Origin of the sequence: Bacillus sp. SG20033 (genome assembly GCF_044570195.1) — a bacterium.
In the GTDB taxonomy this organism is placed as follows: Bacteria; Bacillota; Bacilli; order Bacillales; family Bacillaceae; genus Bacillus; species Bacillus subtilis.
In genome coordinates this window covers 1,697,896-1,718,298 of the sequence record NZ_CP172606.1, presented here as the reverse complement: position 1 = coordinate 1,718,298, position 20,403 = coordinate 1,697,896, and the positions used below count along the sequence as shown (strand labels likewise).

The following is a 20,403-nucleotide window of genomic DNA, read 5'->3' as shown; positions in this document are numbered from 1 at the left end:
CTCATCACCTCGTCTCGTCTTGACGCTCCTTCGCGCGAAGCTGACCGCAGGCTGCGTCAATGTCATGTCCTTGCTCTCTTCGGATTGTGACATTTACTCCGCGGGATTTCAGCGTTTTTTCAAAAGCAAAAATCTGATCACGCGGTGTGCGCACATAGTCCCGTTCAGGCACGTAGTTTACCGGAATCAAGTTCACGTGGCATTTGACTCCTTCCAGCAAGTCGGCAAGCTCTTCGGCGTGTTCCACCTGGTCGTTTACGCCTCCGAACAGCCCGTATTCAAAACTGATCCGGCGTCCCGTTTTATTAATATAATATTTAACGGCTTCCATTAGATCAGGCAGTTTATATGCTCTGTTAATCGGCATCAAACGGCTTCTGATTTCTGTGTTCGGCGCGTGCAGAGAAATTGCAAAGTTAATCTGCATTTGCTGATCAGCAAATTCGTAAATTTTCGGGATGATTCCACTCGTAGAGACCGTAATATGGCGAGCACCGATATTCAGGCCCTTGTCATGGTTAATGATTTTCAAGAAAGCGAGCATTTCGTTAAAGTTATCAAAAGGTTCACCGATTCCCATGATCACGACAGAGCTGACGCGTTCATCCGTTTCATCAAGAGCTTTTTGCACTTTGACTACTTGAGCGACAATTTCCCCTGCTTCAAGGTTTCGTTTTAAGCCTCCAAGCGTTGACGCGCAGAATGTGCAGCCAATACGGCAGCCGACTTGTGTCGTTACACATACAGAATTGCCATACTCGTGTCTCATTAAAACGGTTTCGATGGTATAACCGTCATGAAGCTCAAACAAAAATTTCATCGTACCGTCTTGAGAGGTTTGTTTAACAGCCGTTTTCAGCGTTGTTAACACAAAGTGAGTGTTTAATTTCTCACGCAGATCCTTTGAGAGGTTTGTCATATCTTCAAAAGAAGATACGCGTTTTTCATATAGCCATTCAAAGATCTGGGCTGCACGGAACGATTTCTCTCCATTATCTGTCAGCCATTGTTTGATTTCATCTAATTCAAAAGAATAAATAGACGGACGCTCTGTCCGCAATTCTTTTCTTACTTTTGTTTTATTAAGTTCTGCCATTGCTTATCCCTTCTTTCTCATGCTGCAAATAAAGAAACCATCTGTTCCGAAATAATGAGGAAGGATTTGAAGCCTTCCATCCCGAACAAAGGGTCTCACCTTTTCAGGCAGCCGCTTTTCAAGAGACAAATCGGGTTCAAAATCAGGATGTTCTTGTATAAACGCATGTATTACTTCATCATTTTCTGTCCGGTCCATTGTACACGTACTGTAGACAAGAGTGCCACCTTTTTTTACTAATGGTGCGATTTCCCTCAGGATCGACAGCTGGATTTCAGCTAGACGCGCGCTGTCGTCAGGCTTTTTCGTGTATTTCATGTCCGGCTTTCTTCTGATAACACCGAAACCTGAGCACGGAGCATCAACCAATATCCGGTCAAACTGTTCGTTTTCAAACGTTTCCCCCGCTTTTCTCGCATCCATTGTCTCCGCATGAATGATTGTCAGGCCAAGACGGTTTGCCGCTTCTTTGATCAGCTTCACTTTATGTTTGTGAAGATCAAGCGACGTAACGCTCCCCTTGTTCTTCATTAATTCTGCGATATGAGCTGACTTGCCGCCAGGCGCCGCACACGCGTCAAGCACTGTTTCATCAGGCTTAGGATCAAGGGCGCGGGCGACGAGCATGGAGCTCTCATCCTGGATGGATACTTCGCCGTTTTGGAAGAAATGAGTTCCGGCAATTGATCCCTTTAAGAGCTTCACAGCATCTTCAGCGAGGTCGCCTTTTTCAACTTCGATTCCCTCAGCAGCCATTTGGTCAAGTAGCTCAGCTCTGTCTGCTTTCATTTGATTGACACGCAGCGTCTGTTTCGGCGGAATGAGATGGATGCGGCAAATCTTTTCCGCAGCTTCAAATCCATACGCATCCGCCCACTCTTTCACAAGCCACTCCGGATGGCTTGTTTCTGTCGCCAGCCGGCGTACAGGATCTTCGATCGCGTCAAAGGATGGAACACCTTCGCGCTGAATAGAACGGAGCACGCCGTTGACAAATGAAGCAATGCCTTTGTGTCCGCGGATTTTAGCAATCTCAACCGCTTCATGGATGGCTGCCCTGTCTGGAATCTTCTCTAAATACTCCATTTGATATAAGGATAGGCGAAGAAGCTGAATCACCCACGGCTTTACCTTTTGAGGCTTATTGATAAACGGTTTAAGCATATAATCAAGCGCGATCTTATTTTGTAATGTACCATAGACAAGTTCAGTCAAAAGCCCTCTGTCCTGATCACTCAGTTCATTTGATTTAATGACCGATTTCAGCAGCAGGTTGCTGTATGCCTGGTTTTGTTCTAATTTGATCAGCGCCTCAAGGGCGATGTCACGAACACTAGTTTTTTTCATTGTTTACTCCTAACACATCACCGGCTTCAACATGAGCGCCTCGCACAAAGTCTTCGCCTTTCATTCGTTTTTTGCCTGCCGGCTGGAGTTCGGTTAATAACAGAGCCGTCTCGTTACCTGTGGCAACGATAATCCCTTCCTTTTCAACTGCAACGACTGTGCCGGGCTCAGCTTTGGTTGGTGCGGGTGTTTTTTTCGATTCCCACACTTTCAAGTTTTGTCCATTAAGCGTCGTATAGGCAACAGGCCAAGGATTTAAGCCGCGGATCTGGTTGTAAAGCTCTTCGCCCGTTCTGGACCAGTCGAGCAGCTCTTGCTCTCTTTTGATATTAGGCGCGTACGTCGCTTTCTCTTCATCCTGCTTTTCAGGTGATATGCTGCCGGCAATGACGTTTGGAACCGTTTCAGACAATAGCTTCGCGCCAGCAACGCTTAATTTATCGTGCAGTGTTCCTACATTGTCGGTTTCTTCAATATCCACTTCCACTTTTGAGATCATATCGCCCGCATCCAATTTTTCTACCATATACATAATGGTAACCCCGGTTTTCTTCTTTCCCTGCAGAATGGAATAATGGATCGGTGCCCCGCCGCGCAGTTCCGGCAAAAGGGATGCGTGAACGTTAATGCAGCCGTATTTTGGACTGTCGAGAAGCTCTTTAGGCAAAATTTGTCCGAATGCCGCCGTTACAATCAGGTCAGGCTTTAATGCCAGCACTTTCTCAATTTCTTCTGTCAATCTGACTTTTTCCGGCTGAAGAACCGGGATGCTGTGACGCAATGCCTCTTCCTTTACCGGAGGAGGTGTCATGACTTTTTTTCTGCCCTTCGGACGGTCCGGCTGTGTGACGACCCCCACTACTTCATATCCGTCCTCAATCAGGGTTCTTAAAACAGGAACTGAAAAATCTGGCGTTCCCATAAATACGATTCTCGTCATCAAATCATCCTTCCATATCCGCTAGTTCATCTTCTGTATAGTATTTACTTATTTTAGATGTAAACAGCACACCGTCTAAGTGGTCCATTTCATGCTGCACGGCTCTTGCTAAAAAGCCTCGCGCTTCCAGAATGAATGGTTTTCCCTGACGGTTAAACGCGCGCACTTTGACATAATCGGCACGTGTGACATCACCATAGACGCCAGGAAAGCTCAAGCATCCTTCAATTCCTGTTTGCTCGCCGCTTTTTTCTAAAATTTCAGGATTAACAAGATCAATTCTCCCTCTGTCATCCCCGATGTCTACAACGGCCGCTCTTTTTAAAATGCCGATTTGCGGCGCTGCCAGTCCGACACCATCCATTTCAAGCATGGTGTCGTACATATCGTCAAGCAGTTTTTTTAATTTTTTATCAAAAACAGTCACGGTTTCCGCAGGTGTTTCCAAAACCTCCGCAGGATGTGTGACGACCTTTTTTACTGCCAATTTGTTACCCTCCAAGACGTGAGATCTTACATCATCATATAAGGATTCATATCAATTGAAATCATTACATGTTTTTGTTCAATTTCGCGTTTATAATGTTCCAGTATCTTCTTCAATAAAGCGGATAACTGGGTTTCCTGTTTGTATTTTATCACGCATTGATAGCGATATCTATCTTTGATCCTGGCTATCGGCGACGCGCTTGGTCCGAGAATTTTCGTGTCAGCTCCGCAGTTTGCTTTCAAAAAATGAGCGATTTTTTCAGCTGTAACCGCTGCTTTCGCCACTTCCTCATGAGAAACAGTCACAAGAGCCAAATAGTAGTATGGCGGATAGGATTGCTCTCTCCTGTGCGCCATTTCATGCTGATAGAACGTTTCATAATCGTGTGTTTTCGTCAGCTGGATACTGTAATGAGACGGTGTATACGTTTGAATGATGACATGGCCGGGCTTTTCATGCCTGCCTGCCCGGCCGCTGACTTGCGTTAACAGCTGAAATGTTTTTTCAGCCGATCTGAAATCAGGAATATGAAGTGTTGTATCAGCACTTAACACTCCGACAAGCGTGACATTCGGAAAATCAAGCCCTTTCGCGATCATTTGCGTTCCGAGAAGAATATCCGCTTTTCCTTCTCCGAAAGCTGACAGTAATTTTTCATGGGCGCCTTTCCGTGATGTCGTGTCAACATCCATCCGAATCACTCTCGCACTTGGCAGCACTTTTGTCAGCTCTTCCTCCACTCGCTGTGTTCCCGTTCCGAAAAAGCGGATATGCTCGCTTGCGCATTCAGGACAAGTGTGCGGAACAGGCTCTTCATGTCCGCAATAATGGCATTTCAGCCTTTGGCCGTAACGATGATACGTCATGGAAATGTCGCAGTGCGGGCATTGCGGGACATAGCCGCAATCCCTGCACATCACAAAGGAAGAATAGCCCCTCTTATTTAAAAACAGCACCGCCTGCTCACCCTTGGCAATCGTTTCTTCAAGCTTTTCCATCAATTCAACTGAAAACATCGAGCGATTGCCGTTTCTAAGCTCCTCTCTCATATCGACAAGCGAAACCTCAGGCATCACCCGATGGTTAACACGGTGCTTCAGTGAAAGAAGCTCGTATACGCCCTTTTGCGCTCTTGCATATGACTCTAATGTCGGCGTAGCACTCCCTAATACAACCGGGCAGCTGTGATGCTCAGCCCGCTTGATTGCCACCTCTTTCGCATGATAGCGCGGCATTTCTTCCTGTTTATAGGAAGACTCGTGCTCTTCATCGATGATTATCATTCCGAGATTTTCAAACGGAGCAAAAATGGCGGATCTGGCACCGACGACAAGCCGTACTTCCTTCCGGTGGATTTTACGCCACTCGTCATATTTTTCTCCTGTGGATAAACCGCTGTGCATGACTGCCACCTGGGAGCCGAAGCGGCCCTTGAAGCGGTTGACCATTTGCGGCGTCAGCGATATTTCCGGTACGAGGACGATGGCTTCTTTTCCTTTCGCCAGTACTTTTTCAATTGATTGCAGATAAATTTCCGTTTTTCCGCTTCCTGTCACGCCGTGAAGGAGGAACACTTTATGCTCATCGCTGTCCAATGTCTCGCGTATGGGCTCGAAGGCAGCCCTCTGTTCGTCTGTCAGCGGCAGGGGCTCTGTTTTTTTGAACATTTTGTCCTGATAGGGATCTCTGTAAACCTCTTCATAGCTTTCCTTCAAAAGCCCTTTTTGGATAAGGGTTTTGATGGTTGCAGAGCTCGTGTCCGTTTTTTTGCACAATTCCGCCGCAGGAATTTTCACACCTTCCGGCTCAGAGATGAGAAAGTGAAGAATCGCCTGCTGTTTTGCTGCTTGGCGGGACAATCCCTCAGCCTGCTTAGCAAGCTCTTCTTTACTCGCATTTGCCTGAATATGCCTGACCATTTTTTTATTGGTTTTTTGCGCGACTTTATACGTCACGTCAATGTCCCCTTTTTGAACATGCCTTTGAATCAGTTTCAGCGTATCATGATCGGGTATATCCGAATACAACAGCGTCTTTGTTTCAGTAAACAGCCGTTCCACTTGCGGCGGAAGATCGGCGCCGTGTGCAATTTTTAATTCTTTTTCATATTTCGCCTTTAAGGCGGCAGGCAGCATTGCTTGAAGCGCCGTTATTTTAAAAGACAGCGTTTTGTCTGACAGCCATGATGACAGATCCATAAGCTCCTCTGTCAGAACAGGTGTAAGATCTAATAAATCCTCTACTTCCTTGACAGATTTTCCCGATAGGTCAGATGCTTCTTTGACTGCTGTCACAAACCCTTGAATCTTACGGGGGCCAAACGGAACAATGACCCGCATCCCCGTTTTGATCATGCCCTTGAGATGGTCTGGGATTTTATAATCAAAAGGCCTGTCTATATTTTTGGTGCTCACATCAACGATGACTTCGGCAAAATTCATGAGCGCTCTCCGGTTTGTTTTGAGAGGGCTGCGATCTCCTGAAGGATTTCAAAAGAAACATCGAGCTTAGACATAATCGGGAGTTCGCGTTTATGCCCGTCTTTGAAAAAGATTGTCACGATATTCGTATCAGCACCAAAACCGGCCCCATTTGCTTTCACATCATTTGCCACAATCAAATCAAGGTTTTTAGCGGCGAGCTTTTTACGTGCATAGTGTTCAATGTCTTGTGTTTCGGCGGCAAATCCGACCAAAATCTGCTCTTTCTTTTTCTCGCCCAATTCTTTCAAAATATCGACTGTTCTTTTCAGTTCTAAGGTCATGCCGCCGTCTTGTTTTTTCATTTTATGGTCAAATACTGTTTTCGGCGTAAAATCGGCTACCGCAGCTGTTTTAATGACTATATCGCTTGCGTCATACACAGAGAGCACAGCTTCGCGCATATCCGCAGCCGATTGAACAGTGATAAACTCAGCAAGGCCTTTAGGCTGATCAAGTGAAACAGGCCCAGAAATTAAGGTTACCCGTGCGCCGAGCTGAACAGCAGCCTCCGCTAGTGCGTAGCCCATTTTGCCCGTCGATTTATTGGTAAAAAACCGGACAGGATCAATCGCTTCCCGCGTTGGGCCGGCTGTAATGACCACATGCTTGCCTTCTAAAGGAGCGGATGTTTCTTCAGCAAAATGTTTCTCGGCCAGCTTTACGATGTTTTCCGGCTCTTCCAATCTGCCTTTTCCTACGTAACCGCATGCTAAATAGCCCTCACTTGGCTCAATAAAACGATAACCGTCCTGATAAAGAACAGAAATGTTTCGTTTGACTGCCGGGTGGTCATACATATGAACGTTCATCGCCGGCGCGATCCAAACGGGAGCCGTTGCTGCCAACAATGTTGTCGTCAGCATATCATCAGCGATGCCGTTTGCCAGTTTTCCAATCACATTAGCCGTAGCCGGCGCTACGATAATCAAGTCGGCCCAGTCTGCGGCATCAATATGAGAAATAACGCTTGGATTTTGTTCTTTAAATGTATCTGTATAGACTTCGTGGCGGCTCAATGCCTGAAATGTCAGCGGTGAAACGAATCGGCAAGCGGATTCAGTCATAATCACTTTGACATTTGCTCCTGCCTGAACCAGCTTGCTTGTTAACGCACAGGCTTTATAAACAGCGATGCCTCCGCTCACGCAAAGTAACACATTTCGATTGTTTAGCAATGAATTCTCCCCCTCTGCACTTTACAAAACCGCACGGAAAAAAATAACAACCTACATGATATAGGTTGCTACTTGTGCTACTATTCGCGGTCTTCCTTTTCAAACGAAAGCAGGCCTGCATCAATTTCTTCTAAAGCTTTGCCTACATATTTGTGTGAAATCGTATGTTCAATCATTTGGTCTTTTTTGATTTGCATTTCACGGGCGCGTCTCGCAGAAACAGTCACGAGCGTATATTTTGAATCTAATTTATTCATTAAAGAATCAATTGACGGATCTAACATTGATTATTCAACCTCCAGCATTTTCTTATATCTTGGTGCAACGCGTTCACGCTTCAAATGTTCAGCAAGAACGATTGCTTTGATTTTATCGCAAGCCGTTTCGACATTATCGTTTTCAACGACATAGTCATAAGCATCCATCATTTCGATCTCAGCTTTTGCAGCTTTCATTCGATTTTCAATCAGAGCGTCTGTTTCTGTGCCTCGTGTCACGATTCTGTTTTTCAGTTCAGAAAGGCTTGGAGGCGCAAGGAAAATAAACAGGCCTTCCGGGAAAGCATTTCTCACTTGAAGAGCCCCTTGAACTTCAATTTCTAAAAAGACGTCTTTTCCATCTTGAAGCGTCTGTTCAACATAATCGACTGGCGTGCCGTAATAATTGCCGACATACTCTGCCCATTCAAGCAGCTTGTTGTCCGCAATCATTTGCTCGAATTCATCTCTTGTTTTGAAAAAATAATCGACTCCGTTCACTTCGCCCTCTCTTGGACTTCTTGTGGTTACTGAAATCGAATATTCAAATTTTGTGTCTTCCTGCGAAAAGATCGCTTGTCGAACCGTTCCTTTACCAACTCCTGAGGGACCTGAGAGAACGATTAATAACCCTCTTTCTTTCATGCGGCAATTACCCCTGCCCTTCATCCATAATTTCTTCTTTAACAGAAAGTCTGTGTGCAACTGTCTCAGGCTGGACGGCAGATAAGATAATGTGATCACTATCCATGACGACAACTGCACGGGTTCTTCGTCCGTATGTAGCGTCAATTAGCATTCCGCGGTCTCTTGCATCCTGAATCATCCGTTTGATTGGCGCAGACTCCGGGCTGACAATCGAAATCATCCGATTGGCGGAGATGATATTGCCAAATCCGATATTAATCAGTTTAATCGTCATCTTCTACGTTCCCCCTGTAAAATAGACGTCTCTAGTTTAGCCTAGTAAGACCGTCTGTAAACAATACGCACAGTCACTATTCTATATTTTGCACTTGTTCTTTTATTTTTTCAATAGAACTTTTCATTTCAACGACAAGCTTTGTGATCTGATGATCATTTGCTTTTGAGCCGATCGTATTTGCTTCCCGATTGAGCTCCTGAACAAGAAAGTCGAGTTTGCGCCCGACAGCTCCGCCACTAGCTAATATATCACGAAACTGGGCGAAGTGGCTCTTCAGCCTTGTAATCTCTTCAGTGATATCAGAGCGGTCTGCAAAAATAGCGCATTCTGTTACAAGCCGGCTCTCGTCTAATACGTCTTCAGTCCATTCTTTGATTCTGGCGTACAGCCGTTCCCGGTAACGAGATACGACATCTGCAGCCAGCAATTCAGTTTCTCTCACCAGCTCTTCAAGCTGATCAATATGCATCAGGCAGTCTTTCGCTAAGAGCAGCCCCTCTTTTTCACGCATTTCACAGAGACCTTTTACCGCTTCTTCTGCAGCATCGATGATCAACGCCTCCAGCTTGTCATTTTGCGTCTGTTCTTCATGAACCTGGACGACATGATCAAGCTTAAAGAAATCCATTACATCGGGCTCTGCAGACAATTGATACCGCTTCTTCATATCTCTCGCGGCTGCGACAAACTCATCGAGCAGCGGCCAATCAATTTCAAGCCTTTTCTCAACAAGCATATCGCTGTCAACGGATACGAAAAGCTCAATTCTTCCGCGCTGAATATGCTGCAGAATGGTCTGTTTCAGCTTATCTTCAAAATATAGCAAAGGCCTTGGCAAACGAGCGTTCACTTCTTTAAATCTGTAGTTCACAGATTTAAGTTCAACGCTTACAGAGAGATCGTCTTGTGTTTTGCTTGCACTGCCGAAGCCTGTCATACTTCGTATCATTTTAAAACACCCAATTCTTCCCTGTTCTCATAATAAAAGGGCAATAGACACGCTATTACCCCTAAGATTATATCATATGAATTTATTTTTTTCTTGTTAAAAGTGACCCCGCCAGCAAAAAAGTAGGGATGGCGGACATACCGATGACGAGCATCCAGTCCCCCGGCGTGATGGCTACAGTATGGAAAATCGGCTGAAGCGGCGGATAGTAGATTACTACAAGCATCAGCAAAATGGATGACAATACCGCGCCGATTAAATACAGGTTTTGAAACGGATTTCTAGAGAAAACAGAAGTTTCGCTGCGGCAGTCAAAAACGTGAATAAGCTGAGCCAGCACCAATGTGGCAAACGCGATCGTCTGGGCATAAGCCAAGTTTTCCGGATTGCGGTGGTACACGATGATAAACGCTAAAATAGTGGCAACTCCGATTAAAAATCCTCTGGAAACGACCTTCCATCCTAGCTTGCGGGCAAATACCCCTTCTTTCGGATGACGGGGCTTGCGCTTCATGACGTCTCCTTCCGGCTGATCCATGCCGAGCGCCATTGCCGGCAATCCGTCCGTCACCAAGTTGACCCACAAAATCTGAATCGGAACGAGCGGTAAAGGAAGGGCGAGCAGCATCGCAAACAGCATGACAAGGATTTCTCCGACGTTAGACGCCAACAGGTATCTGATAAACTTCCTGATATTTTCGTAGATGTTCCTGCCTTCTTTTATCGCTGATTTAATCGTCGCAAAATTATCATCTACGAGAACAAGAGATGATGCTTCTTTGGCCACATCTGTCCCGGTAATGCCCATAGAGACGCCGATATCAGCTTGTTTAATGGCAGGAGCATCATTGACGCCGTCTCCCGTCATCGCCACAATATGCCCGTTCTCCTGATAGGCTTTTACGATTTTTAGTTTATGTTCAGGGGAAACGCGGGCAAATACATACACATCCTCCACCACATGAGAAAGCTCTTCTTGAGAAAGTTCATTCAGCATCTTGCCGTCCATGATTTTGCCGCTTTTCGGAAGGAGGCGCAAGTCTTTCGCTATCGCTTTAGCGGTTTCTACATGATCACCTGTTATCATAACGGTCTTAATTCCTGCTTCACGGCATTCTTTTATCGCCTGTCTGACTTCCGGCCGCGGGGGATCAATGATACCTGAAAGGCCAAGCATGGTCAGATCTTTTTCCGCCTGCTCCATTGACGGTGTTTCGCCTGCTTTTATCGGCCTGTAGGCGACCGCTATCGTTCTGAGCGCCTGTGATGCCAAATGTCTTAATACCGCCTCTGTTTCTGCTTTTCTTTCATTTGAAAAAAGAGCCGCTGAGCCATCATAATAAATACGGGAAGATCGCTGCATCAGTACATCCGGTGCACCTTTTGTAATGATATAGCGCTTTCTGTCTTGATCCTCTACGATGACAGTCATCATTTTCCGTGCAGAATCAAACGGAAATTCTTCGATCACCCGGTAGTTTGATTCAACAAACTCCTTTGAAAAACCGCCTTTTCTTGCCGCGGTGAGCAGCGCTCCCTCTGTCGGATCTCCGTCAAGCACATATTCGCCGTCTCTTTTCTCAATATTGGAGTTGTTACAAAGCGCTCCGAACAGAAGCATCTGCTGAAGCGGCTTATGTTCATTGACACTGATCTCTTTTTCGTTTAGTGTGAAGCTTCCTTTCGGTTCATAGCCGGCCCCTGCCACTCTCCATGTTTTCCCTCCGGACCAGACATGTGTCACCGTCATTTTGTTTTGGGTCATTGTCCCTGTTTTATCTGAACAAATGATAGACGCACACCCAAGCGTTTCAACAGCAGGAAGCTTTCTAACAATGGATTTTTGTTTAATCATCCTCTGTACACCAAGCGAAAGCGCCACTGTCACAATCGCCGGCAGCCCCTCCGGAATAGCGGCTACCGCTAACGAGACACCTGCTAAAAACATACTGTACAGATCATGACCCTGAATAACACCGACAGCAACGACAAGTACGGTCAGAAGCAATGCAACAACAATCAAAATCTTCCCGAGCTGCTCCAGTCTTCTTTGCAGCGGGGTTGACAATGTCCCTGCCGATTCAAGCATGTCGGCAATTTTCCCCATAGCCGTATTCATTCCTGTCCCGACGACAACCCCCACACCGCTGCCGCGGGTCACAATCGTACCCATAAATGCCATATTGGTAATATCGCCAAGTGAAACATCCGGTTTTTTCAATTTATCAGCATGCTTCACAACCGGGATTGATTCCCCGGTTAGCGCTGATTCTTCTATTTCAAGGCTTCTCGCTTCAACAATTCGAACGTCTGCGCCAATTCTGTCCCCGCTCGTAAATTTCACAATATCACCCGGCACCAGTTCCTTAGAAGGAATCTTTGTCCAGCTTCCTTCCCTGAGTGCCATGACATGCGGTGTTGAAAGCTCTTTTAAAGCCTGAAGAGATTGCTCAGCACGCCTTTCTTGAAAGAAACCGAGTATGCCATTCACAAACACAATCGCAATAATCGCAACCGCATCTACATATTCACCAAGAAAACCTGAGATTAACGTTGCCGCCAGAAGCACAAGCACCATAAAATCTTTGAACTGCGCGAAAAACAAGAGAAGCGCTGAAGTTTTTTTCCCTTCTTGCAGCTCGTTTGGTCCATGCTTGTCAAGGCGTTTTTTTACCTCTTTTTCTGTTAATCCTTGTTTCATGGACGTATTGGTTGCCTCTAGTAAATCTGTTTGTCCCATTTCATGAAACTTCATTCCGCTCGTCCACTCCCCTGCTCTCTTATAGAGATATCACTCTATAAGCATGCTTATTCTGACTCGTCCCATTTCATGCTATAATTATCGAATGCAGGAAGAATGAGAGGGTGTATTGCATATGTCGTTTGATGGCATGTTTACATACGGAATGACACACGAACTTAACGAGAAAATAATGGGCGGACGAATTACAAAAATCCATCAGCCATATAAGCACGATGTGATTTTCCACATCCGTGCCCAGGGAAAAAACCAAAAACTATTATTATCGGCACATCCGAGCTATTCACGGGTGCATATCACGGCACAAGCTTATGAAAATCCAAGCGAACCGCCAATGTTTTGCATGTTGCTGAGAAAGCATATCGAAGGCGGATTCATTGAGAAAATTGAACAAGCGGGCTTAGACCGCATTATGATTTTTCATATCAAAAGCCGAAACGAAATTGGCGATGAAACCGTACGAAAGCTTTATGTAGAAATTATGGGCCGCCACAGCAATATCATTTTGACTGACGCAGCAGAAAATGTGATCATCGACGGACTTAAGCACTTATCACCGTCAATGAACAGCTACCGTACAGTACTGCCCGGCCAAGATTATAAGCTTCCGCCTGCTCAGGACAAAATATCGCCTCTTGAGGCGTCAGAAGATGATATTTTGCGTCACCTCAGCTTTCAAGAAGGAAGGCTTGATAAACAAATTGTCGACCACTTTTCAGGGGTGTCTCCGCTTTTCGCCAAAGAAGCGGTTCACAGAGCAGGCCTTGCCAACAAAGTCACACTGCCAAAAGCGTTGCTGGCACTGTTTGCCGAAGTGAAAGAGCACCGTTTCATTCCCAACATTACGACTGTAAACGGAAAGGAATATTTTTATCTGCTGGAGCTGACTCATCTAAAGGGCGAAGCGCGCCGTTTTGATTCATTAAGCGAACTGCTCGACCGTTTTTATTTCGGAAAAGCTGAACGAGACCGGGTCAAGCAACAGGCTCAGGATCTTGAGCGTTTTGTTGTAAACGAAAGGAAGAAAAATGCCAACAAAATCAAAAAATTAGAGAAAACCCTGGAGTATTCGGAAAACGCGAAGGAGTTTCAGCTTTACGGAGAGCTTTTAACCGCTAATTTATATATGCTAAAAAAAGGTGATAAACAGGCTGAGGTCATCAATTATTATGATGAAGAAAGCCCGACAATCACGATTCCTTTAAACCCAAACAAAACGCCTTCTGAAAACGCACAGGCCTATTTCACGAAGTATCAGAAAGCGAAAAATTCGGTCGCAGTTGTCGAGGAGCAAATCAGGCTGGCACAGGAAGAGATCGAATATTTTGATCAGCTGATTCAGCAGCTTTCGTCCGCTTCTCCCCGGGATATCAGCGAAATCAGGGAAGAGCTTGTTGAGGGCAAATATTTGCGCCCTAAGCAGCAAAAAGGCCAGAAAAAGCAAAAACCGCACAATCCGGTGTTAGAAACATATGAATCCACCTCAGGCCTGACAATTTTAGTGGGTAAGAACAATCGTCAAAATGAATATTTAACGACCAGAGCGGCGGCAAGAGACGATATCTGGCTTCACACGAAGGACATTCCCGGCTCCCACGTTGTGATCAGAAGCAGCGAACCGGATGAGCAAACAATCATGGAAGCCGCGACAATTGCAGCTTATTTTTCAAAAGCTAAAGATTCAAGTTCAGTGCCTGTAGATTATACAAAAATCAGGCATGTCAAAAAACCAAACGGCGCGAAACCCGGTTTCGTCACCTATGACAGCCAGCATACCGTCTTTGTCACGCCTGATGCTGATACTGTCATCAAGCTCAAAAAAAGCTGAGCCGCATAAAGAAAAGCCAGAGCATTTGTATGCTCTGGCTTATTTCTTTCTTCTCACTTGATAAAGCCTGTTCACTTCAGCAACAAAATCGCCGTCAATCAGCTTATCCACGTTTTCAGCAAGCTCTTTCGTGTGCTTTGGACTGGCTCCGCTTGTAGAAACAGACACAGTGACATGCCCTCTTTTTACGATTTTCGGCATATATACATTGCCAAGCTCAGCGTCACTGACACAATTGACAAGCTGAAAAGGCGAAGCGGATTGGGCAATTTCTTTGTTCACTGCCGCATTATCCGTCGCAGCAATAATGAAGAAAGCATTGAGATAATCTTCTTTTTCAATTGTCCGTTTTTCCCATTTGATACGCCGCTCTTCTGCCATTTGCTTGATTTCCGGTTCCACATCCGGACTGACAAGCGTTATATCAGCTCCCTCAGAAATCACCGTTTTCAGCCTTCTGAGAGCGATGCTGCCGCCCCCCGCAATCACAACCTTCTTCTTTTCCAGGCTAATGTGCAGCGGAAGCATATGAACCTCCATCAAAATCAAATTGTCCCTCAGAATTTGCCGCAGTTTCTCTCACACGGTTCAAAAATGCGTTTTTCACATGAGGATGAAAACCGATATAGGAAGAGAGGTAGACGTTCGGATTATGGGCTTTTAATTTCTGAACCTCTCGTTCGATTTCATTCATCAGCATACCCGTAAAAAGCAAATATGGAACGATAAAGGTTGTTGTGCCGTCATCTTTTTTAAGTTCTGAAAAAACCTCTTTGTAATTCGGGCCGCATGCTGTCAAAAAGCACGGAATGATTTCCTTGACTGGAATCATTTCCTGAAGAAGATTAGCAATACCGGTTACGTCTCTTTTGACATCTGGATCTGAACTTCCCCTTCCGATGAGCACCACTCTGGCATTTTCATATGGAACACCTATGTCTTTCATTCGGTGATATACAGCCTTGACTACTTCTTCGTCAATCCCGATCGGCTTTCCGTATGAAATGCGGACTGACGGATATCGGGATGCAGCACGCGCAATTTCTTCCGGAATATCATGTTTTGCATGCGCAGCTGTTAAAAGAAGCAGAGGCACCACTGCGATATGAGTGGCGCCTTGCTTCACACATGCTTCAAATCCTGTCTCAATTGCCGGCTCCTGAAGCTCTAAAAAGCTGATTTCTTGTACTGGCACAGAGATGTGGGCCTTGCATCCTTCCAAAAAGGCTGCGGCTTCTTGCTGCGCTTTTTTGACCCGGCTGCCGTGGCCGACATATAAAATTGCTTGTTTCATTTTTACAACGCCTCGCTTAAATCTTGTTTTTTCAGTTCAGATTCAAACCATTCCAGCTTATAGTGATAATTTACAACATTTCCAATGACAATTAAACTCGGATTTGTAATGTTTTCTTTTATCACCGTTTCTGAAAGGGTGTCAACTGTACAAAAAACAGATTTTTGCTTGTCCGTTGTTCCCCAATGAATAAAGGCTGCCGGCGTAGAACCGTCCCGGCCGTTTTCAAGGAGTTTTCTTTCAATCTGCTGCACGTTTTTGATACCCATATAGATGACAAGTGTATCAATTCCTGTAGCCAGCGCTTTCCACTTTTCCTCAAAATCTTCTTCTTTTTTATAATGACCCGTTACAAAAGCGACGTTAGAGCCCGCCTCCCGATGAGTAACAGGAATCCCGGCATAAGCGGCTGCCGCGATTCCAGACGTAATGCCGGGGATGATTTCAAACGGAATTCCGTTTTCAGAGAGACATTCCGCTTCTTCTCCCCCCCTGCCGAACACAAAAGGGTCTCCGCCTTTCAGCCTGACAACGGTTTTCCCTTTTTGCGCATACTTTACAAGAAACCGATTGATGGTTTCTTGCTTCATCGTATGAAAATCTGGAAGCTTCCCGCAGTAGATCAGGTCTGCTTGCTCTTTGGCATATTGTAAAATCTCTTTATTTACTAATCTGTCGTATAAGATGACATCAGCTTTTTCAATGGCTTTCAGCGCTTTAATTGTCAGCAGATCAGGGTCACCAGGACCCGCTCCTACAATATATACTTTCCCCATCGTATTTCCCCCGATCTATTCGAGTTCTTCCAGAGCATTCGCTGTGATGTTGTTCTCGCTTGCATTCCGGCATCTGAGAAGAACGCAGCAGATCATATTCAGCTCAATTTTTGTTTAACAAACTCGATCAGCTGATTTTTACACGCTTCACGGTCATGCTGTCCAGAATCAAGAACGAGCTCTGGAGCTTCCGGTTCTTCATAAGGTGAATCAATTCCTGTAAAAAACGGAATCTCGCCGTTTCTTGCTTTTTTGTAAAGTCCTTTCGGATCTCTTTGTTCACAAATATCAAGGTCGCATTTAATGTAGACTTCATTAAATTCGCCCGCTTCCACAAGCTCGCGAACCTGTTGTCTGTCCTCGCGGAAAGGAGAGATAAAAGCAGTAATCACAATGGTTCCCTGCTGAACAAAAAGCTTCGCCACCTCTCCGATCCGGCGGATGTTTTCTTTTCGGTCTTCATCAGAAAAACCAAGATCCTTATTTAGGCCGTGACGGATATTATCCCCGTCCAGCACAATGACTTGGTAGCCTTGCTCAAACAATTCTCTCGCAGCGGCGTTGGCAATGGTTGATTTGCCTGAGCCGCTTAACCCTGTCAGCCAGAGAATGGAGCTTTTATGCTTGTTTTTTTGCTGATACTCTTCTTTTGTGATAGAGGCTTCATGCCATACAATATCGCGATTTGTCACTGCCAGTCCTCCTTAAGATACGCCTACTTCTTCTTTTTTCTTCATCCCTTTGATTAACACTTCTACTACTTCTTTTCGACTGAATTCAGCAGGCGGCAGCACACCGTCTCTCAGCATACCTCTTACCTTAGTGCCTGATAAAATGACGTGATGCTCTCTGCCATGAGGGCATGTTTTCGCTGTTCCCATATTTCCGCATTTTTTACAGAAGAAGCTGTGCTCAAATTTCAGCGGTGTAATTCCGAGTTCTTCAGGTTTAAATGTGTCAAACAGCTCCTGTGCTTCGTATGTTCCGTAATAGTCGCCTACACCTGCATGATCACGGCCGACGATGAAATGTGTGCAGCCGTAGTTCTTTCTGACAAGCGCGTGGAAAATTGCTTCTCTCGGGCCTGCATAACGCATCGCCGCTAAAAAGACACCAAGGAAAACGCGATCTTTCGGGTAATAATGATCAAGAAGCACTTGGTAGCTTTCCATCCGTACATCAGCTGGAATGTCATCAGATTTTGTTTCACCTACTAACGGATTCAAGAACAAGCCGTCTACTGTTTCAAGAGCCGTTTTTTGAATGTATTCATGCGCTCTGTGAACAGGGTTTCTTGTTTGGAAACCGACAATGGTTTCCCAGCCTTTTTCCGCAAACTGGCGTCTCGTTTCTGACGGTTCAAATGTAAATTCAGGGAACTGTTTTGAAGCTTTTTTAATCAACGTAATCGGTCCGCCGACATATGTATTGCCGCGGCTGAACAGCTTTTTAACACCAGGATGCTCCTGTTCATCTGTTTTGTACACATTGACAGCTTCTTTTTGTTTGTCAGGCACGTACAGGTCTTCGATTTGGATAACGCCGTATGTTTCTCCTTCATACGTTAACTTTACCGTTTCACCAAGTGACAGTTCCGCTGCTTTTTGCGCATCGACCGGAAGCGTGATTGGAAGAGACCAGACAACGCCGGAAGAAAGACGCATGTTTTCGACTACAGATACGTAATCTTTTTCATTAAAGAAACCTTCAATCGGGCTGTATGCACCGATACCGATCAATTCCAAATCCGCGAAAGAAATTAAATCAAGTTCAATTTCTTTTTGAATGCCGCTCACATCATATGATTCATCTACTCTGTTTACTAATGTTCCTCCGTGTGGTGCTAAGCTCATAATATCCATCTCCTCCTAGTTAACTTATAAAATTACTCAGATTAATGATCAGATTCCCCCGCCTTGTTCGTGGATTGAGCGTCTCTCTTTACGAATGGCCTTTGTCAGGCTGACGGCACCGCCCGCCGCTAGAAGCACACTTACCATGATAAAGATCGAATAATAATCTGCTTTTAAAAACAAGGATACAAGCATATAAGAAATCGATAAAGATAAAAATGGCGATACGATCCATACCTTCAGCATCGTTTGAACAACTTGTTTATGGAACACGTTCGGACCGTTTTTTGCCATGCCTATTCCGATAATAGACGATGACGTGACTTGCGCCAAGGGCACCGGCATCCCAAATACAGAACTGATGATCACCAGTCCGGCTCCTGTACCGGATAAGAGAATGCCTTCCCCTTTGGAGAATCTCGTAATTTTCTTCCCGTTTGTTTCTAGCACACGCCGGCCTAATAACAGTGCGCCAAGAGCAACAAAAGCTCCTCCATACAAGGTTCCTTTTCCGACATCAAGCACATCGGCAGCTACTAACGGGCCAACAGCATTCGCCACGTTATTCATGCCGGCAGAGAATGCTTCGAAAAATCCGGCAACTAACAAAACAACGCCGAGGATTTTTTGTTTTTTAGAAGATTTTACTTCAATCTTAAAATAACGAAACAGCTTAGATACGAAATAGGTGAAGCCGAAAGCGAACAGCGGGACAAAAACCCAAAATGACACAATGATCAGAAGATTGTTCACAAACAATACTTTATAAGCCACTCCCACGCCGACAACCGCGCCGACTGTTACTTCACTTGTCGACAAAGGTATGCCGAGCAGATTAGCAGTAAAGAGCGACAGGGCAGCAGCTCCAATAATGATGCAAACAATCGTCAGTGTAATCGTCTGCTCAGGAATAATGCCGGAGCTGATTGTTTTTACAACCTCGCCTCCGCCAATGACCGCCCCGGCAAAGACACCGACTGCGCATAGGATCAAAGCGTAGGTTTTCTTTTTGATGGCTCCGGAGCCGTAAGCAACCCCCATCGAAGCTGCAGCGCCGCTTGCACCAATATTCATCGCGAAAAACAAGCTAAATAAAATAGCGGCTAATTCCATTTTGCAGCTCCTTATTCATGCAGTCCGCATTCTGTTTTCGCCATACCATTCCATCTGCCTGAGCGCAAATCCTCCGCTGTAAAAGCGGGAGCAGTGCAAGGCGCACAGCCAATACTTGGATATCCTTGGTCATGAAGCGGATTGTAGTCCAGTTCATTCCGGGATGTGTATCTCCAAATGTCTTTCCAAGTCCAATGGATAAGCGGGCAAACTTTTACTGACTTGAATTTTTCATCTTTGTTTAAGAAATTCGTATTGGCACGGCTTGGCCCTTGATCACGGCGCAGGCCGGAAAGCCAGGCTGGATGTCCTGAAAGCGCCTCTCTTAAAGGAACGACCTTTCTAAGATAGCAGCATTGATTCGGCTCTCTTTCCCACAGTTTGTCACCATGTTCTTCGGCTTGTTCCTCAAGGGTGAGGTCTGGTTTTTTCAGGATGATATTAAGACCCGGATAACGCTCTTTCACTCGTTCAATTGTTTCATAGGTTTCTTTAAAATGAAGTCCTGTATCAAGAAACACAATCTCTGCGTCTTTTTTCACTTTATAAATTAAGTCAATCAGAACGATTCCCTCAATTCCGAAACTGCAGGCATAAACAAGCTGATTGCCGTAATGGCCGTATGCCCATTTTAAAACTGACAGCGCTCCTTTATAAGGATCGTCTTCCGGAAATGTAATCGTTGGTTCTTCCCAATTATCATACGTTAACATTTCTTCTTTCCTCCTTTCGGAGACAAACAAACAGTAGCTTTCTGCCGGTTGTCTTTTCCCAATTGTAATGTGATTCGCGGCTGCTGATATCACAGACAGCCTTTTTTCCTCTTAAAATAAAAAACTTTCAATCCGGCGGAAAGAAAGACAGGAACAGCATGTAGCCCTTATCTTTCAAAATGGAATTCATTTTGCTGGAAGTAGCACCTTACAAACTATGCAGGTTGCCGGGCTTCATAGGTCCAGTCCCTCAGCCGCTCTTGATAAGTTTTTAGATTTGTAGTAAATTTTAGCACAATTCTAACATAAGTCAACCCGACTTTTTTTATAGGATTAATAAAAAAACAGGCCTCATAGCCTGTTTTCAAGTACAGCAAGGCTTTGAAGCCTCTTTACATCATTT

General features: G+C 45.1%; 19 protein-coding genes and 1 riboswitch. Of the genes, 1 reads left to right on the top strand and 18 read right to left on the bottom strand.

Going from position 1 to position 20,403, the window contains the following annotated elements; genetic code table 11:
• Nucleotides 1-4: 4 nt before the first annotated feature.
• The 11 genes from rlmN to ACFVP7_RS09065 all read right to left on the bottom strand — a co-directional run bounded on the left by rlmN (nucleotide 5) and on the right by ACFVP7_RS09065 (nucleotide 12,417).
• Complete coding sequence (gene rlmN / locus ACFVP7_RS09115; protein ID WP_396583163.1) at nucleotides 5-1,096, bottom strand: 23S rRNA (adenine(2503)-C(2))-methyltransferase RlmN; 1,092 nt, start codon at nucleotides 1,094-1,096, stop codon at nucleotides 5-7.
• Between the two features lie 3 nt (nucleotides 1,097-1,099).
• Nucleotides 1,100-2,443, bottom strand: a complete 1,344-nt coding sequence (rsmB, locus tag ACFVP7_RS09110; protein WP_396583162.1) for a 16S rRNA (cytosine(967)-C(5))-methyltransferase RsmB — start codon at nucleotides 2,441-2,443, stop codon at nucleotides 1,100-1,102.
• On the bottom strand, nucleotides 2,430-3,383 hold the full coding sequence (fmt, locus tag ACFVP7_RS09105) for a methionyl-tRNA formyltransferase (RefSeq protein ID WP_396583161.1): 954 nt from the start codon (nucleotides 3,381-3,383) through the stop codon (nucleotides 2,430-2,432). The genes rsmB and fmt overlap by 14 nt, the downstream gene beginning before the upstream one ends.
• Nucleotides 3,384-3,387: 4 nt before the next feature.
• The gene (gene def, locus ACFVP7_RS09100) at nucleotides 3,388-3,870 is read right to left on the bottom strand and encodes a peptide deformylase (protein ID WP_015383630.1); all 483 of its coding nucleotides are present in this window, start codon (nucleotides 3,868-3,870) and stop codon (nucleotides 3,388-3,390) included.
• 26 nt (nucleotides 3,871-3,896) lie between these two features.
• Entirely contained in the window at nucleotides 3,897-6,314 is a 2,418-nt protein-coding gene (gene priA, locus ACFVP7_RS09095; RefSeq protein WP_043857477.1) for a primosomal protein N', read from the bottom strand.
• Nucleotides 6,311-7,531: a bifunctional phosphopantothenoylcysteine decarboxylase/phosphopantothenate--cysteine ligase CoaBC gene (gene coaBC, locus ACFVP7_RS09090; RefSeq protein WP_396583160.1), complete on the bottom strand. Its 1,221-nt coding sequence runs from the start codon at nucleotides 7,529-7,531 to the stop codon at nucleotides 6,311-6,313. The genes priA and coaBC overlap by 4 nt, the downstream gene beginning before the upstream one ends.
• 80 nt (nucleotides 7,532-7,611) lie before the next feature.
• Nucleotides 7,612-7,815: a DNA-directed RNA polymerase subunit omega gene (gene rpoZ, locus ACFVP7_RS09085; RefSeq protein WP_003221520.1), complete on the bottom strand. Its 204-nt coding sequence runs from the start codon at nucleotides 7,813-7,815 to the stop codon at nucleotides 7,612-7,614.
• Between the two features lie 3 nt (nucleotides 7,816-7,818).
• Nucleotides 7,819-8,433: a guanylate kinase gene (gene gmk, locus ACFVP7_RS09080; protein WP_003232083.1), complete on the bottom strand. Its 615-nt coding sequence runs from the start codon at nucleotides 8,431-8,433 to the stop codon at nucleotides 7,819-7,821.
• A gap of 7 nt (nucleotides 8,434-8,440) precedes the next feature.
• Nucleotides 8,441-8,710 carry an extracellular matrix/biofilm regulator RemA gene (gene remA, locus ACFVP7_RS09075; RefSeq protein ID WP_003154355.1) on the bottom strand — a complete coding sequence of 90 codons (270 nt, stop codon included), beginning with the start codon at nucleotides 8,708-8,710 and terminating at the stop codon, nucleotides 8,441-8,443.
• Nucleotides 8,711-8,786: 76 nt separating this feature from the next.
• Nucleotides 8,787-9,662, bottom strand: a complete 876-nt coding sequence (locus tag ACFVP7_RS09070; protein ID WP_009967215.1) for a YicC/YloC family endoribonuclease — start codon at nucleotides 9,660-9,662, stop codon at nucleotides 8,787-8,789.
• Nucleotides 9,663-9,744: 82 nt separating this feature from the next.
• Nucleotides 9,745-12,417, bottom strand: coding sequence for a calcium-translocating P-type ATPase, SERCA-type (locus ACFVP7_RS09065; protein WP_014476772.1), 2,673 nt, complete (start codon nucleotides 12,415-12,417; stop codon nucleotides 9,745-9,747).
• 121 nt (nucleotides 12,418-12,538) lie between these two features.
• Between ACFVP7_RS09065 and rqcH the strand changes: the two genes are divergently transcribed.
• Nucleotides 12,539-14,251, top strand: a complete 1,713-nt coding sequence (rqcH, locus tag ACFVP7_RS09060) for a tRNA modification protein RqcH (protein ID WP_396583159.1) — start codon at nucleotides 12,539-12,541, stop codon at nucleotides 14,249-14,251.
• 39 nt (nucleotides 14,252-14,290) lie between these two features.
• On the opposite strand, the gene sirC is transcribed toward rqcH, so the two are convergent.
• The 7 genes from sirC to ACFVP7_RS09025 form a co-directional block, all read right to left on the bottom strand.
• Nucleotides 14,291-14,779, bottom strand: coding sequence for a precorrin-2 dehydrogenase (gene sirC, locus ACFVP7_RS09055; RefSeq protein WP_015715866.1), 489 nt, complete (start codon nucleotides 14,777-14,779; stop codon nucleotides 14,291-14,293).
• Nucleotides 14,760-15,545 (bottom strand): sirohydrochlorin chelatase, encoded by a 786-nt coding sequence (gene sirB, locus ACFVP7_RS09050; RefSeq protein WP_163117349.1) that lies wholly within the window; start codon nucleotides 15,543-15,545, stop codon nucleotides 14,760-14,762. The genes sirC and sirB overlap by 20 nt, the downstream gene beginning before the upstream one ends.
• A gap of 2 nt (nucleotides 15,546-15,547) precedes the next feature.
• The gene (gene cobA / locus ACFVP7_RS09045; RefSeq protein ID WP_015715864.1) at nucleotides 15,548-16,321 is read right to left on the bottom strand and encodes a uroporphyrinogen-III C-methyltransferase; all 774 of its coding nucleotides are present in this window, start codon (nucleotides 16,319-16,321) and stop codon (nucleotides 15,548-15,550) included.
• A 98-nt stretch (nucleotides 16,322-16,419) separates the two neighbouring features.
• Nucleotides 16,420-17,013: an adenylyl-sulfate kinase gene (gene cysC / locus ACFVP7_RS09040; RefSeq protein WP_015252120.1), complete on the bottom strand. Its 594-nt coding sequence runs from the start codon at nucleotides 17,011-17,013 to the stop codon at nucleotides 16,420-16,422.
• Between the two features lie 12 nt (nucleotides 17,014-17,025).
• The gene (gene sat, locus ACFVP7_RS09035) at nucleotides 17,026-18,174 is read right to left on the bottom strand and encodes a sulfate adenylyltransferase (RefSeq protein WP_003245745.1); all 1,149 of its coding nucleotides are present in this window, start codon (nucleotides 18,172-18,174) and stop codon (nucleotides 17,026-17,028) included.
• A gap of 48 nt (nucleotides 18,175-18,222) precedes the next feature.
• A complete protein-coding gene (gene cysP, locus ACFVP7_RS09030; RefSeq protein ID WP_338733710.1) occupies nucleotides 18,223-19,287 on the bottom strand; it encodes a sulfate permease in 1,065 nt (354 codons plus the stop codon).
• 11 nt (nucleotides 19,288-19,298) lie between these two features.
• Complete coding sequence (locus ACFVP7_RS09025; protein WP_003221498.1) at nucleotides 19,299-20,000, bottom strand: phosphoadenylyl-sulfate reductase; 702 nt, start codon at nucleotides 19,998-20,000, stop codon at nucleotides 19,299-19,301.
• Between the two features lie 164 nt (nucleotides 20,001-20,164).
• A riboswitch (SAM riboswitch) is annotated at nucleotides 20,165-20,270 on the bottom strand.
• Nucleotides 20,271-20,403 lie beyond the last annotated feature (133 nt).